This is a genomic window from Burkholderia mycopellens (assembly GCF_964265025.1).
In the GTDB taxonomy this organism is placed as follows: Bacteria; Pseudomonadota; Gammaproteobacteria; order Burkholderiales; family Burkholderiaceae; genus Burkholderia.
On sequence record NZ_OZ183803.1, the window covers coordinates 693,212 to 708,839 of the forward strand.

The 15,628-nt window shown below is 55.5% G+C and carries 13 protein-coding genes and 1 pseudogene; 13 read left to right on the forward strand and 1 reads right to left on the reverse strand.

Features of this window, described 5'->3' with window-relative positions; translation table 11 throughout:
* Window positions 1-3: 3 nt before the first annotated feature.
* From ACPTTC_RS21390 to ACPTTC_RS21445, 12 genes and pseudogenes are all read left to right on the forward strand, one after another.
* Window positions 4-462 carry a DcrB-related protein gene (locus ACPTTC_RS21390; RefSeq protein WP_423393802.1) on the forward strand — a complete coding sequence of 153 codons (459 nt, stop codon included), beginning with the start codon at window positions 4-6 and terminating at the stop codon, window positions 460-462.
* Entirely contained in the window at window positions 459-4,757 is a 4,299-nt protein-coding gene (locus tag ACPTTC_RS21395) for an RHS repeat-associated core domain-containing protein (protein WP_423393803.1), read from the forward strand. Before ACPTTC_RS21390 ends, ACPTTC_RS21395 begins: the two co-directional genes overlap by 4 nt.
* A gap of 3 nt (window positions 4,758-4,760) precedes the next feature.
* The gene (locus tag ACPTTC_RS21400; RefSeq protein ID WP_423393804.1) at window positions 4,761-5,165 is read left to right on the forward strand and encodes a barstar family protein; all 405 of its coding nucleotides are present in this window, start codon (window positions 4,761-4,763) and stop codon (window positions 5,163-5,165) included.
* A 144-nt stretch (window positions 5,166-5,309) separates the two neighbouring features.
* Window positions 5,310-6,230: pseudogene (locus ACPTTC_RS21405) on the forward strand (RHS repeat-associated core domain-containing protein); the annotation flags it as partial.
* Window positions 6,223-6,711 carry a competence protein ComJ gene (gene comJ / locus ACPTTC_RS21410; RefSeq protein WP_423393805.1) on the forward strand — a complete coding sequence of 163 codons (489 nt, stop codon included), beginning with the start codon at window positions 6,223-6,225 and terminating at the stop codon, window positions 6,709-6,711. The pseudogene ACPTTC_RS21405 and the gene comJ, both read left to right, overlap by 8 nt.
* Window positions 6,712-7,078: 367 nt before the next feature.
* Window positions 7,079-7,858, forward strand: coding sequence for an RHS repeat-associated core domain-containing protein (locus ACPTTC_RS21415; protein WP_423393806.1), 780 nt, complete (start codon window positions 7,079-7,081; stop codon window positions 7,856-7,858).
* Window positions 7,859-7,962: 104 nt separating this feature from the next.
* Complete coding sequence (locus ACPTTC_RS21420) at window positions 7,963-8,229, forward strand: MafI family immunity protein (RefSeq protein WP_423393807.1); 267 nt, start codon at window positions 7,963-7,965, stop codon at window positions 8,227-8,229.
* Between the two features lie 67 nt (window positions 8,230-8,296).
* Window positions 8,297-9,115: an RHS repeat domain-containing protein gene (locus tag ACPTTC_RS21425; RefSeq protein ID WP_423393808.1), complete on the forward strand. Its 819-nt coding sequence runs from the start codon at window positions 8,297-8,299 to the stop codon at window positions 9,113-9,115.
* Window positions 9,116-9,194: 79 nt separating this feature from the next.
* Window positions 9,195-9,638, forward strand: coding sequence for a hypothetical protein (locus ACPTTC_RS21430; protein ID WP_423393809.1), 444 nt, complete (start codon window positions 9,195-9,197; stop codon window positions 9,636-9,638).
* A 139-nt stretch (window positions 9,639-9,777) separates the two neighbouring features.
* Complete coding sequence (locus ACPTTC_RS21435; RefSeq protein ID WP_423393810.1) at window positions 9,778-9,930, forward strand: RES domain-containing protein; 153 nt, start codon at window positions 9,778-9,780, stop codon at window positions 9,928-9,930.
* Window position 9,931: 1 nt separating this feature from the next.
* Window positions 9,932-10,216 carry a hypothetical protein gene (locus ACPTTC_RS21440; protein WP_423393811.1) on the forward strand — a complete coding sequence of 95 codons (285 nt, stop codon included), beginning with the start codon at window positions 9,932-9,934 and terminating at the stop codon, window positions 10,214-10,216.
* 169 nt (window positions 10,217-10,385) lie between these two features.
* Complete coding sequence (locus ACPTTC_RS21445; protein WP_423393812.1) at window positions 10,386-10,844, forward strand: hypothetical protein; 459 nt, start codon at window positions 10,386-10,388, stop codon at window positions 10,842-10,844.
* A gap of 359 nt (window positions 10,845-11,203) precedes the next feature.
* Here the strand turns inward: ACPTTC_RS21445 and ACPTTC_RS21450 are convergent, their stop codons facing one another.
* Window positions 11,204-14,491 carry a metallophosphoesterase family protein gene (locus ACPTTC_RS21450; RefSeq protein WP_423393813.1) on the reverse strand — a complete coding sequence of 1,096 codons (3,288 nt, stop codon included), beginning with the start codon at window positions 14,489-14,491 and terminating at the stop codon, window positions 11,204-11,206.
* 915 nt (window positions 14,492-15,406) lie between these two features.
* Here ACPTTC_RS21450 and ACPTTC_RS21455 point away from each other — a divergent pair.
* A complete protein-coding gene (locus ACPTTC_RS21455; RefSeq protein WP_175953161.1) occupies window positions 15,407-15,625 on the forward strand; it encodes a hypothetical protein in 219 nt (72 codons plus the stop codon).
* Window positions 15,626-15,628: the final 3 nt, after the last annotated feature.

Sequence of the window (15,628 nt, forward strand, 5' to 3'; positions counted from 1 at the left end):
ACCATGCACTACGCTATCCACGAAGGCACGTTCGAACTGCCGGACGCGGCGCTCGACCGCACCGTCAACATCCTCGTGATGAACGCCGGCCCCGGCGGCCTCAACCTCGTGATCGCCCGTGGGCGGCTGCGCGACGGGGAAGGTATCGATGCGTTCGTCGCGCGTGAATGGGAAGTAGCGTCGCGCGACGCGAAGATGCTGACCGAGAAGGCGCGCCGGGCTGTGACGGTGGCGGGCCGGTCGGGCGTCCAGATCGATTCCACGCTCGAGCGGGATGGCCGGCTCTGGCATCAACTGCAGACCATGTTTCCGTCGGACGACGCCGGCCGCGTGCTGGTGATGACGTTGACCAGCGCGGCACCGCTGACCGACGAGCAGCAGGCGATCGCCGATCGCATGCTCGCCAGTTTCCAGCCGCGCGCGGCTCGACCGACCCTGCTCGGCCCGGGTGATGCGTCGTGAGCGCGGAACACTTCGCGGCCGCGCGCTTCGAAGACCCGATCCAGCACACGTCGTTCTGGGGTGAGCTTGCAGGCACGGTCGGGTCGGTGATCGGCGGCGCCGTTGTCGGCGCATTGGTGGCGGAGGCGATGGAGGGGCTCGTGTTCGTCGGCCTGGCCGCGCTCGAAATCGGCACGGCAGGGCTGGCGACGCCGCTGGTGATCGCGATCGGCGTGGGCGTGGCGGTCGGCTCGGGCGCGTTGATGGAAGCGAGCGGCATGAACGAAGCCATCGACGACGGCGCCAAGGCACTGGCCAATTCGATCGCGCCGCCCGAGATCAAAGGCAAGATCGCCAGCGGTTCGGGCAACGTTTATGTCAATAACAAGGCGGCTGCGCGCGCGGCGCGGCCGGGGGATCTCGATACCGTCGCGTGTACGGATCATCCCGGGCCGCAGATGATTGCCGACGGGTCGGGGAGCGTTTACATCAACGATCACCCGGCCGCGCGGGTCGGCGACAAGACGACTTGCGACGGGACGATTGCCGAAGGTTCCGACAACGTTTTCATCGGCGGCGGCACGCAGCGGGTCAGGGACGTCAAGTCGGCGAGCCGGCTCGGGTGGTTGGGTGCGGCGCTCGGGATTGCGCTGGCGGTGTGTGGCCGCGGGAAGATGAGCTGGGGGCAGTTTCTGAAAGGCAAGCTGCCTTGTCTCGCGATCAATTTTGCGGCCGGCGCCTTCGGTACTTGGCTAGGCAGTTTGGCGAGGCCGTCGGCCGGTCACCCGGTCAACGTCATTACCGGCGGCAAGTTTCTCGATGGCACGGACGATACCGACTTCACATTGCCCGGCCCGCTGCCGATCGTGTGGCGACGTTTTTACAGCAGTCACGATGATCGTGCTGACAGCCTGTTCGGGCCGGGCTGGAGCGTGCCGATCAGCGTTGAGCTGCGGCTTGCGCGTGAGCATGGTGAGGTCACGTCGATCACGTATTGGGACGAGCAGGGCCGCGACATCGTGTTCCCGGCCGTGTCGCCGGGCGAGAGCCATTTCAGCGTTCCCGAAGGCATTTACCTGATCTGTACTGCCGGCGGGCACTACGTGGTCGAGACGGTCGACGGGCTGTATCGTGATTTCGGCCGTGCCCGCACCGATGCGGACAGCGAGACGCTCAAGCTGTGGCGTCTCGAGGATCGCAACGGCAACTGGATTGAGGTGGAGCAAGAGGCGGCTGGTGAGGTTGCGCGGCCTGCGCGGCTCCACGACAGCGCCGGGCGCATGCTGACGCTGGCCTACGATAAATCGCACCCTCGACGCATTGCCGCGATCGAGCTGACGCGTGGCGTGGACGGTGAGCAACCCGACACGCTGGTGCGTTATGCGTACAACGATGCCGGCGAGCTGGTGGCCGTTACCGATCGCAGTGGCCACACCGGGCGACGCTTCGCCTACGAACACGGGCTGATGATCCAGCACACATTGCGCGGCGGCCTGCAGTGCTTTTATGCGTGGCAGGGCGTCGGCCGCGACGCGCGTGTCGTGCGCCACTGGACCGATGACGGCGAGGCGTACACGTTCAATGCGGATCTTGCGCAGCGTACGGTGACGATCACCGACCAGATCGGCCGCGTGACGCAGTGGACGTGGAACGAGGATCAGCAGCCGACGAGCCATACGGATGCGGAAGGCCACGTTTGGCAACTCGAGTGGAATGCGATGCGGCAGTTGGTCAGTACGACCGATCCGGCCGGGCATACGACGCGCTTCGAATATGACGAGCGGGGGCGCCAGACGCAGCGTATCGACGCGCTCGGGCAGGTTGAGCGGACCGAGTGGAACGCTTACTACGACCTGCCTGTCGCGGAAACCGATCCGGCCAATTCGCGCTGGATCTACCGCTACGACGATCGCGGCAACCTGACGATGACGCGCGATCCGGCGGGATTTGCGACCGAATATCACCGGGACGAGCGCGGGCTGGTGCATACGATCCGCGATGCGCGGGGTGGTTACAAGTTCCTCGAGTGGAATGGTCGTGCGCAGCTGACTTCGTATACCGATTGTTCCGGCAAGGTCACGCGGTTTGGGTATGACGCACGTGGCGCGCTTGCGCGTGTGACCGATGCGGCGGGCCAGTCCACCGTGTACGAAGCGGATGCGATGGGGCGGGTCACGGGGATCGGAACGGCCGATGGCGCGCGTCAGATGTTCCGATACGATGCGGCCGGGCGTCTGGTCGAGGTCGTTGACGCGAATCAGCGCAGCACGCGTTACGAACTCAATCCGCGCGGCTTGCTGCTGTCACGGACGGACGCGGCTAATCGTGTCGTGCGGTTCGGTTACGACGCTGCGTTCAGGCTCGCGAGTTTGACCAACGAAAATCGCGAGGCGTATCGCTTTCAGTATGACCGTCGCGATCTGGTTTCTGCGCAGATCGGCCTCGATGGCCACAAGCGCACGTACGAATACGATGTGTGCGGCCAAGGCACGATCGTACGAGATGGACAGATCGAGACGCGATACGAGCGCGACGCGATCGGGCGACTGACGGCGAAGCAAGCTGCGCGTGAACGTTGTGAGTACCTGTACGACAAGGCGAGCCGAATCGCATCTGCCGAGTTGTACACGCTGGCCGCTCGTGGCCCGTCGCTGAAGAATCGGGTCAGCTCGAAATACGACGCGCGCGGAGCGGTTCTCGAGGAATACACGCCGACCGGCTGGCTCGCGCATACGTACGACGAGCTTGGCAACCGTGTCAGCACCACAATCTCGGGCGAGCGCACGATCGATTGGCTGCATTACGGCTCGGGACACGTGCACCAGATCCGTTTTGACGGTGCTGCCGTTGCCGACATCGAGCGCGATGATCTGCATCGGGAAGTGCTGCGAACGCAGGGCAAGCTGACCAGTCATTTCGGATATGACGCGGTTGGGCGTCGTGCGCGGCACGCTGCGCAGCGCGGACGGGCGGCTGACAATCTGCTTGCTAAGCAGTGGCAATACGATGCGGCGGGCGACGTGATCCAGAAGCGAGATCAGCGTCACGGCACGACGAGCTATCAATATGATCCGACTGGTCGGATTGAACAGGCGGCGGGGCCGGGATTGCCGTCGGAAGTGTTTCGCTGGGACGCGGCGGCCAACCTGGTGTCGAGCGATTACCCGGGCGGCTACGTCGAGCACAACCGGCTCAAGATGTTCGAGGACAAGCGCTTCGAGTACGACTCGTATGGACGGCTGGTTCGCAAGCTGAGCGGTCACGGGCCTGCGAAAGAGCTGGTTCTTGAATACGACGATTGGAGTCAGTTGAAGACCGTCGTGACGAAGGACCGTCTCGGCATCGCGACGACGCATTTCGAATACGACGCGTTCGGCCGTCGGATTCGTAAGCTCAATGGCGGCTATGCGAGTACGGATTTCCTGTGGGACGGCATGCGGCTCGTGCAGGAGACGTATCACGATCGCCAGGGTGAGGAAGCGCTGACGTACTTGTACGAGGCCAATAGTTATGTGCCGCTTGCGCGGATCGATCAGGGCAAGCCGGCGGCTAACGATGCCGATGCACGGGATGCGGTCTACTATTTCCACAACGATGTGTCAGGGTTGCCGGAGGAGCTGACTGACGCGGACGGAGAGTTGATCTGGCAGGCCCGCTACAAGGTTTGGGGTAACGCGGTGCAGGAGGAGTGGATCGCGCGGGCGCCGCAGTTGCCAACACCGGAGTGGGGAAATGTGCAAGCGTTGGCGCCGGCACCAACTCACGTGCCGCGACCACAGAATCTGCGTTTCCAGGGGCAGTATCTGGATCGTGAAACCGGGCTGCACTACAACACCTTTCGATTCTACGATCCGGACATCGGTCGGTTTATCACACCGGACCCGATCGGGTTGGCGGGCGGGTTGAATCAGTATCGATATGGGCCGAATCCGCTGGCTTGGATTGATCCATGGGGTTTGACGTGCGGTCCGACGGCAGGGACATCGAAAGATCCAATTGCGCGAATTGCCCCGGGATCGTTGCCGGCAGCTGAAGAGTCAGCGTTGTTGAATACCTTGAGCCACATCGACACTGGCACAGTGCCCACTGGACCTTTGTCGAAGAAATGGGGCACGCAGTTTAAGAATTGGGCTGGGGACTTACCTGGAGATCAAGGCCCCACGTCTCCATACAAGGAATATCGGGTTGCACCATCACCTGGCACTACAGGTGCGGGTACTAATCGTATCGTGGTAAACGGTCAAACAGGAGAGATGTATTACACATGGACACACTATGGCGATACAGGAAATCCTGCTTTTGTTCAGATCAGGTGATTCATGATGAAGGATAAGCCAGGACTTTATGTGGTCGATTCGGTCGAAGCGAAACATATTGCCGAAGAGTGCAGTCATGGTGGTTGGCGAGTTATTTTTTTGCCTTCAGAAATTGCATCCAAGGATCAGTTTTACGATGCGATTCGTAGCAATTGCCCGCTAGATCCACCATTGCAAAGCAATCGGAGTTGGGATGCTCTGGCTGATTCACTTTGGTCGGGTTTGGATGAATTGGAGGATGAGAAAATCGCAATATTCTGGCCAAATTCAGATCGTATGAAAACAGCGGAACCCAACGCTTTTGCTATTGCGACTAATATACTTGCCGATTTATGTATTTCATTGGGAGATCGGAATGTGACGGCATCTGGAACGAAGACGCTGTTGGTTTTTCAAACTAAAAGTTAAGCTCGAACAAGGGACGGGCATGCGGGCTTTTACGTCTCTATTGGCAATAGCGGTCAACTGTCTGCGCTTTGCGGCAGTTCTAACACGCTGTCATGGTCTGATTTCCGCGCGCTCGATCCATCTCGCGCGTAACAGCAGAACTTCGAATATGACGACTGGCATCAACTCAAGACCGTTGTGACGAAGAACCGGCTCGGCGTCGCGACGACGTTCGAGTACGACGCGTTTGGTCGGCGGATCCGCAAGCTAAACGGAGGCCGCTAGCGTATCGATCAAGGGACGCCAGCGGCAAACGACGCTGACGCAGGGGACAAGGTCTACTACTTTCACAACGATGTGTCGGGAATGCCGGAGGAATTGACCGACGCTGGCGGCGAGTTGATCTGGCAAGCCCGCTATAAGGTGTGGGGCAACGCGGTAACGGAGGAATGGATTGCACGGAGGCGGAATCAACCGATGCCTGCATGGGGCGAGGTCCAGGCAACCGTGCCGACGCGCGCTCACGTCCCGCGGCCGCAAAATTTGCGTTTCCAAGGGCAGTACCTGGACCGCGAAACTGGCCTGCACTACAACACCTTCCGGTTCTATGATCCGGATATCGGACGGTTTATCAATCCGGATCCGATCGGGCTGAACGGTGGGCACAATCTATATCGCTATACACCGAGTCCGATCACGTGGATCGACCCATGGGGATGGGCTGGCTGTACCCTAGCCAAAGCTAAAGCAAAGAACTATGACTACACCCTCCGTTTGAGACGATCCGAATATCCGCAGACATTCGGACATATCTCCGATGCCATCGGCAACGGTCACGCAGATATCGTGACCGTTCAGAGAGGTAGCGCAAAGCTTAATCGGAAGCTCAGTCTGTCTGGCGTCAAAACAAAAACAGGTATGGATCGCGACGAGTGGCCAATGGCGATGTTCAAGGAGGGGGGTAACGGTGCTAGCGTGAGATATATTGACCCGAGCGACAACCGGGGTGCCGGATCCAGTATCGGTAATGCGTTGTCTGATTTACCAGACGGAACAAGAGTTAAGGTGGAAACTTACGATGAGTGACAATCTCGGCCAAACGGTTGATCTGTTGATCTCCCATAGTCAAATTTTGGTTCGGTCTAGACCGTACGATGAGGGTTTGAGCCAATGGGGAACGGGTAACATCGATCAAGGTGCGGTGCTGTATGCCGACTACCTCATTTTCGACCCGCTCCCCGACGATGCCTTTGGTGCAAAGGTGTACTTGCAGGTGGTAGACAAGTTCGAGATGGATGAACGAGCCGCACGGTGCATCGTTGCGCCTTTTCGTATTGAGGATCGCAATTCGCTCGAAGTTGCCTCGGCGATAGAGAAATTTAAGATCACGGTGCCATTACCACTTGATTGTTACGATGTGTATTACGAAGTCTGTGAAGGAGAAGAGGTTTTCTACAAATTCACGTTTGCCTCAGAAGCGGTTCATCGGCAAGCAATGTATTTGCGTGATGACCCTTGGGGGGGCAAGAAAGACAAGCTGCTTGTAGCAGGGAGGTTTGACAGATAACTTAGATTCGGTTGCTCCTTGGGCTAACTGGACCAAATTCGCAGTGATCTTGCCGGAGCGACTGACAGCAAAAGAGTCCGGGTACGAGCGCTGCGAATACGTGAGCACGGATTGTCTGTGGGATGGCGTGCGGCTTGTACAGGAGATGTAACACGACAGGAGCGGCGAAGAGGCGCTGACCTACTGGTACGAGTCGGGCAGTTACGTATGGCTGGCGCGGATCGACCAGAATGCACCAGATGCCAATGATTTGGTTCAACACGGAATTCTGGGCAACGCGGTTCAGGAGGTATGGGTCGCGCTGGCTTCACAGCGGGCAACGCCGTCTTGGGGCGAAGTGTCGGTGGTACACGAGTACGCATTTCCGGTGGGACGGCTGCAGCTCGTGCAGGAGACGTATCACGATCGTCAGGGTGAGGAAGCGCTGACGTACTTGTATGAGGCCAATAGCTATGTGCCGCTTGCGCGGATCGATCAGGGCAAGCCGGCGGCTAACGATGCCAATACACGGGATGCGGTCTACTATTTCCACAACGATGTGTCGGGGTTGCCGGAGGAACTGACCGACGCGGGTGGAGATCTGGTCTGGCAGGCCCGCTACAAGGTTTGGGGCAATGCGGTGCCGGAGGAGTGGATCGCGCGGGCGCCGCAGCGGTCGACGCCGGCATGGGGCGAAGTTCAGGGGACTGCATCTGGACCGGCTCCTGTGCCGAGGCCACAGAATCTACGTTTCCAGGGGCAATATTTAGATCGCGAGACGGGGCTGCATTACAACCTGTTCCGGTACTATGATCCTGATATTGGGCGTTACATCAGCCCGGACCCGATCGACCTGTCCGGTGGGACTAATCTATATCAATACTCCAATGGGAATCCGATAAGCTGGATTGATCCGCTTGGATTGTTTGGATGTGATCCAAAAGCAAGTAAACACATCCTTCATGGTGATAGCCCTACGAGTGGTGGGCATATGTGGCCCGGCAACCCCGGGAAAACCATATTCCCAGAATCGTGGGATGCAAAAAAGATTATTTCTGAGGTTGGTGGTATTGTTAATTCTCCGAGCACTAAATGGCATGCCCAGACAGGAACTGGCGGGCTCTTACTAAGGCGGGAGAACCAGCCACGGGGGTGTCTTGGGAAGTGAGGGATGGTGTTAAAATTCGCACAGTTTATCAGCCCGCTATCGGTCGGGTGGTGACGGCATCCCCAGGCAGTGGACCTATTCCGATTTTGCCGGAGGCGAAATAAATGGAAAATTTAGAGAGATTGCGGTTGCTTGGAGAAGGATTTAATAACCGCCTCTCGGAGAATGAAATAAAATTTGCTTTGAGTTATATTGATTTTAATGAAGTACCTTTGGCTTTAGATATTTTGTGCAATTATATTTGTGAGCATGATGTTAGTGTGTCGAGGGAGGAGTATGGTGAAATTGTTTTCTTGAACGAAAATTTCGGATCTCCTCTCGGGAGAAAAATTCTATCCTATTTGCGAAATTTAATTTCGAATGACCAGTGACGACTGGTAGCTGCAATCCGGGCGTGAGCGCTGCAAATACGCAGGTACGGATTTCCAGTGGGGCGGCATGCGGCTCGTGCAGGAGACGTATCACGATCGCCAGGGTGAGGAAGCGCTGACGTACTTGTACGAGGCCAATAGTTATGTGCCGCTTGCGCGGATCGATCAGGGCAAGCCGGCGGCTAACGATGCCGATGCACGGGATGCGGTCTACTATTTCCACAACGATGTGTCGGGGTTGCCGGAGGAACTGACTGACGCGGGTGGAGAGTTGATCTGGCAGGCCCGCTACAAGGTTTGGGGTAACGCCGTGCAGGAGGAGTGGATCGCGCGGGCGCCGCAGCGGTCGACGCCGGCATGGGGCGCGGTGCAGGAGGCGACGCCGACATCTGTCCATATACCAAGGCCGCAGAACCTGCGTTTCCAAGGGGAGTATCTGGATCGGGAGACAGGGCTGCATTACAACCTGTTTCGGTACTACGATCCCGATATCGGGCGGTTCATTAGTCCAGATCCGATTGGGTTGGTCGGCGGGATCCATTTCTATCAATACGCACCGAATCCCATCTCTTGGATCGATCCTTGGGGATTGTCATGTGGACCCACAAAGGCTGCACGCCCGCAGAAAGTCGTCAACGATTTGAAATATTTCAGAAGACGAAATTTCCGTCTTGGCTCAGAGACTTTCAAGTTGGAGAAGAGCGGAATGAAACATATACTGGAGCGTCATCATCCAGAGTATTGGGATGGATCGGTTAAAGTTAAGAAAAGTTTCTTCGATTCGAAGATATCTATTGGTGATGTCAGTGATGCTATTGGTAGTGTCATGAAGAAAAATAGCGGCTTGCTAGAAGCGAAGGGTGCTCTCAGGGTATGTATCAGATAAAAGGTACATGCGATGGTGCCGATTATGTGCTTGGTTTGAATAACGGCAGAGTTGGCCAATTCTATAAAGAGTAGATGGAATGATAGTTGCAAAGACGTATCTCAAGATTAAGAGGAAGTTTGTCAATTTTTATGATTTCAGTGGGAAGATTCCTGATCCGGACTACATTGAGGGTGCTATTGAGATTTCGATAAATGGGGTTGAGATTTTTAATAAGGAGATGTGGGATTGTGTTGATCAGTTGTGGGCGTATTTGGCAGAAGGTATAGTGTGCGTTGCTAGAGGGGAGGGGTTTAAAACTTATTTTCAGGATCAGCCTATTGAGGTGAGTTTTGATATTCAGGGAAGTAAGGTGATTGTTGCTGTAACCGTTCATGAAACGGTGAAGGTGGTTGTAGATCGGTCAGAGTTTGTTTCTGAAATGAAGCGGCTTGCAGTTGAGTTTTTTGAAGGTATGAAGGGTAGGGGTGACAGGTATAAAGGTAATTCGGATTTTTACTTGAATAAGTTGAATTCGTTATAATTGATGGGTGGTAAACTTGAGCGTCTGTTGCACGCGCGAGGAGAATGAGGTGATGGCGTGGGGGAGTCGAGGTGTAAGCGTCCGGTGGGGTTTTCAACTTACCTCTCCAGATAAGGCGTGAGGTCGATTAAGGAACTATATGCCGTTCTCGCCGGAAGACATCCCCAGAAACAGTTACGAATACACCCACAAATTAGGGGATTGGGCTGGCCAGAACGGCTATGATGGAATCCTCGCACCGTCGGCACGTAATCCGGATGGTGCCAATCTGATTTCCTTTGGAGGATTCTGAGTTGATTCGGCTCGAACAGTACTACGCGGGTGACGATGGCTGGAAGGAGTTCTCTGATCTTTTTGTAAAATTCAAGGATTTTCAGGAGGTCCAAGATCTCGCCAAGGATCTAAATGGGCAACTTGATCTTGCCTATACGATCTATTGGGTTGCTGGTCCGAAGTCTGCCAAAAAGTGGATAAACTCTAATGTCCCGGCACTCGACAATATTCGTCCCGTTGATTGCGTTGACAACCGAGAGTTGCTTAAGCGTCTGCGCGAATGTCTAATGCGTATGCCATCTTGACGATCGAGGCGAGTAATAGACGGTTGTCAACGTACTTGTCAGGTAGATACGCTGCATTTGTCAACGACAATTCGACACGTTTTCGGCTGCGTAGAAATGAATCCAGACTCCGCTAACCTGATAATTTATTGCTATGCCTCACTGTATTCACGCAATCCTTGGACAGGAAGTGATTTTATCCGACTTCGCAATTCAGTATCGCGAGGCTCGCGTAGTGCGGATGTTGCAGGGTCTCGCGCTAATTCCTCTGACTGATTTGCTGTATGACTCGATTGTTGCCGGAAAAACCACAAGCCATGTCCAGCCGTTCGAACGACTATCTACTTTGGTGGCAGATGCGCTTTCCACCTTTTCGAAGGCCGGAAAAATAGCGTATGTCGAAACGGACTATTTCGGAGGAGAGGGTGCTCAATCATCAGCCGTTTGGGAGCGAGGGGAGCTAATACTACCTCCCCGTCAATCCTCAACAGATGATCCGGGGCTCGCGCTTGGGGAACGAGCAATCAATGCAGCACTCAGAAAGCTAGGTGCTGTTTCAGTGGAGGGGGCCGTCGATCTATTTGACTCCATTGGCCTGGGGAACTTCAGAAGCACCGAATTTTTGGCTCGCAACGCGACTCAAGTCTGAGGTTCGGTGTCGCGTACTCGGAGATCGCAATTCAGTTTCAGTCCGGAGCTCGGGAAGCCAGTTCGGCAGAGTCCAAAGGGGCTAAAAGGCTTCACTTCAAGAAGCGGCAGCAGGAATCGGAAGCCGCTATGTAACAGAGGCGTGGGGCCCTTGGCTACAGCAGACCTGCCGGAAGTTCGCCGTGCCCCTTTGTCCTCGCTCTGCCCCAGTTCGGCCATGAGGCGACATTCGGCCGTCGCGACGAGTGGACGTTCAAACGTCGGCTCGCCCGCTAAACAGTCACTCGATTTGTGAAGGTGAATGTTGTTTCTCGGCCATTACGGTCACTTGAGTATCGGCTTCGTCAACCGTCCGAAGGACTATGTCGACGATAATCGTTGCAATTTTTCGGCCCGCATCAGAAGATATGCGCCTTCTGCACTCTCAAGCTCAGCAGCCTTCCTCGAATGCTTGGCGACGAGATCCGAAAGCTCCCGAATGTAAGGCGCTTCAAGTGCTTCCATGCCATGAATACGCCAAATAAATGAACTGTGCCGGAAAAGACGAAGGAGATTCTCAACGTCGACACTGTCCATAAAATACTTCCATAGACCTTCGTGGCATTCCTTGAAAAGCGAACTTATCCTCTCGTTATAGAGGTAATGGTATGCTTCGATCAGTCCAGATAGCTCGTCACGGCTCAACGTGGATTTCTGGCCCGAAGCGTGCAATCCAAGCGAAACAATTGCACGTGCCGCGCTGTACGGGTCACCATTCTGCTTCGCGCTTGCCGCAATTGCTCGCAACTCCGTGCGTTTCTCGCTCGCGGAGGCTCTACCGCTGGTGGCGATGAAGAAGGCAATGTTGTTGGCAACAACAACTGCCTTTTTCGATCGAGCGCGTCGCTCAAGCGTGCGGAGCTGCTCGAATCGATTTTCAACCTCAGGGCTGAGTTGAAGGAGAAGCGCTTGTGCGTGAAGGCCTGCAAGCGTTGCCTTTCCCAACGCGACCGTCTGCGCAGCGAGGTCTTTTGCTTTAATGGGATCGCTGTGTTGCGTAGTAAGAGCCCAGTTGAGCAGGATTCGCTGGCGCGTGCGTCGCTCAAATTTCGTCGTTTCTAGGCCCTCAAAGATCCGCATGGCAGCGTCGCGCTTACCGAGCATCCGGTGACACCGCGCTAGATTCCATTGAAAATAACTCATGTCATCCTCGTATGTACCCTCCAGCGGTATTAGTTTCAAAAAATCCTGACAGGCTGTGACACTGCTCCGATAATTATCTCCACTTCCCATATTTGCTATAAAGAGCCTGGCAAGCTGGACGACGCGCTTGATCCGATTCGCATCCTGGGCTTCCACGGCTCGCCGTAGCAAAGAATTGATTACCGCGTGAGGGTTACCAAGTCCTCCATCTCCACCCAGCGCCTTGGCCAGATCTTCCGTGCGGATGCTCTTCGGTTCGCCAATCAGCCATCGATCGCCGAAGTACAACGACGCAGCCCGAATATCTCTTTGGTCAAGCGCGGAAGAAATAAGGGAGGCCTCAACAGCCTCCCGAACGACCTTCTTTGCTACTAGCTTCGGACTTGGCGTATCAGTTGCCGCGCGAATCTTAAGTGCCGGCAGTTGAGCGATCGACTCGATAAGACCCCGGTCGGCGAGAATGGCTGCCTGAGATGGATAGAAAGGTCGTTGGGAATCGAACCGCTTAATGCGAGCCAAGGTCTCGCCATAAGGGAAAGCAGACAGCGCAACAAGAAGATCAAACGCGCGAGCAATATCTGGATCGGCGGCGCCCTTCAGTGCGTTAATGACCGGCACCAAACCTTCGGATCCTGAGCCCGAGGCCGAGTCTGACGTTGGCGCGGTCAGCCGGAGTTCGATAAGTTCGGGTAGGGAAATGAACTCCAGTTCTCTTAGGATGCCATCTATTTCTACCGGTAAGCCGCCGGTTAGACGCAGGATATCCGCTACGTCATCGGGCCCAGAGCGGCTGTTTCCGCCCAAAGGATGATTCGCGATGTAGCTCTGAACATCCGGTTCATCGAGAGGTTTCAGGTCCAGCGGCGAAAAATCACCACGGCTAGGCAGTTGTCGGGAGACCAGGATGACAATGCTATTAGGGCAGTATTCCCTGATTGCATCGACAATCGTCGCGACCTCCAGTTCCCACGACGCACTCTCAGGAGCGCTCGGTCGTGAAACTGGCGCATCGTCGAGTACGAGAAGCACGCGTTCGACGCCGGATATCGACTTACAAAATTCTTGGAAACTGCAACCTATTTCTGTGGCGAATTTTGACAAGAACGTTTCGCGATCCCGGTAGTCATTGAGATTGATCCGATGTATCTGCGTGATTGGTGATGTTAGCGTCGACATTACAGTCGCGATAAACTCATCTACGGCGTAGCCCCAATCGGCCGATATCCATGCTACTCGATGGCTGTCGAGCGCGGTTCGTAGCTTTCCTTGCTCAAGTCGGCGCACGTGATGGTGCTGGGGGGAAGACTTCAGTACCTGGTTCGCGATAGTGAAGACAGTGCTACTCGCAGCAAGGGCCGCTTCCTGCTCTGCTGTACCGAAACTGACAGGCTCTGAAACGACCTCAAGGCTTGTGGGTCCGGCGACTCGTCCCAGAGGCAGCGTGAAATTGTTTTGTTCTGAAAGATCAAATGAATTATCGGGAACGAACTTGCGCGAACCTGAAGCTATGGTTGTTCCGATCCGCGGCCATATCAGGATGCGACCGTCGTCCTCTCCGACTTCAAGGCGCGCACCACTATACCCGTGAATTCGATCGTGTTTGCCGTTGTCGTATTTGCGGAGACCGTAGAGTGAAGCAGCCTGAATCATTTTGCGATCGGCGCTACCTCCTTTCCCAAGAGCTTCGAAATCCGGGGTATGCATGTGCCCGAAAAGGTGCGCCGTGAACCGCGTAGGAGGGTAAATTTCGGCCCGCAGATGCTGAATAGCTGATTCCGACAGCCAACTTGCCGGATGATGAGTGACCAGCAGATTGACATGGTTTGAACGGCACCACATGTCTGGGTCGTTATCTGTTACCGCGAGAAGCTGACGAACGTCCAGATCAAGCTTTGAATCTCCGCCAAGTTGCAAGAATGTCGAGTTGAGCCCAACCAGACCAAGCCGCAATCCATCCTTCACAAATACATGAGAGCAGTCGCCCGGAAGTAATCCATCGTTGGTAGGGCACAGCGGAAATCCGTCACGCAAAAGCTCCTGACGAAATGAGGTATAACCTGCGAAGGTCTTGTCGATGAACTTTCTGTAGACGTTGTCAGTAGATTTCCAGAACGCATCCTTCACATTTGCGTTCTCCCACCAAGTTTGCAATGCAACCGCCACTGGGTCTGCGCTATCCGGCCGTACCAGATCGTGATTGCCCGGTACCATGAAAAGTTGCGGCTGGCAGCCGATCGCGTCGAACTTCTTCCATATTCGGTCGAGCATCAGACGCAGGGTACTAAAGTCCTTCTCGGATCCACGTTGAGTAAGGTCGCCTGAAAATAGGACCAAATCGAGACCACCCATCGCGGGGATTAGTCGTTCGAGGTCGTCAAAGAAGTGTGTTTGTAAGCCTGGCCACAGCCAGTCTTGCGTGTCCTGCCCCGCGTGAAGGTCGCTAATGTGAAGCCAGCGCAATTGCATAAGAGTTTTCGTCTATTGAAAATTTTTATGGTGACTCGGCGAAGCGGCTTCCGATCGCGAACATCTGGCGTCCTTGGCTACCACCGTCCGGCCTATAGGGCCGGTAGGTAACCCGCCGAGTTGCATTTTAACCGCTCCGCCTCGATTCGCGGCTTTTTCGCCGGTTGCGACCGGAGCCTATTAATTGCGGTTGATGAACCAAAGCAGCCAGCAGGGAGATCTGTTCTCATATTCGATACGGTCACGGGCGGCGATGGAGAGAGGTGTGCGAACGCGCAGATGACGAACGCGTCGACAAGACCCCATACAATCCCCTGATGTTGGAACGCCGTTATTTCCACTCACAGCTGCCTCAGTCGGCGGATGCCACCTTGTCGAGAGCGTCCGCTGTAGCTTCCGGAACCGCCTTGCGCCCAAGGACCGGTTTGGGTTGATAGCAGTCTGAGCGAGATGCCGAAATCGGACATCACCCGCAGCAATTTCCGGTGCCCCGAACGACAATAAAGATTGGGTAGCAGTCGCATCCGTATCGAGCCGAACTTATACATTGCGCCCGATCCAATCAAACTGTTTCGAAGCGTCAAGTTCTGATCAATCGCTCACTGTGACAGATCGACGTTCGCCATCAGCGCTCGCAATGGCCATGAGCACTGACCTCGTTGCATGCCTATAACCAACGGCTAACGTGCGCCCAAGCAACGAACACTGTCTAATAGGCAATGTCCAGCGATGATGATCGCGCGCGTGGATGGATACGTCGCACGTCCTGATCCACACGTCGAAGCCCCATTCCCACCGAACCACCAACAAAGGAGGAATCCGAACCATCAAAACGCCGCGGTAAACGAGCGCGGGCCGCAAGTGCTACCAACACTCACGACCCGCTAACCACAGCCAACTATCCGAGAGTTGCCCATGGCTAAGCCGAATCATAAAGCACGACCACCGAAGACGGAACGTTTCGTAACGATCCAGGAAATGTGGGGTACGCCGAAAACGTACGTAAAGCCGGAGAAGTTTTACCCGTACATGAAGATTGGTGGAATGTGGCTGATCAGCGATGCGTGTTTTGTTCCGGGCCGAAAGGCGCGAATCGATATTGAGCCTGGCAGGCTGATCATCACGCAGTTGTAAGAG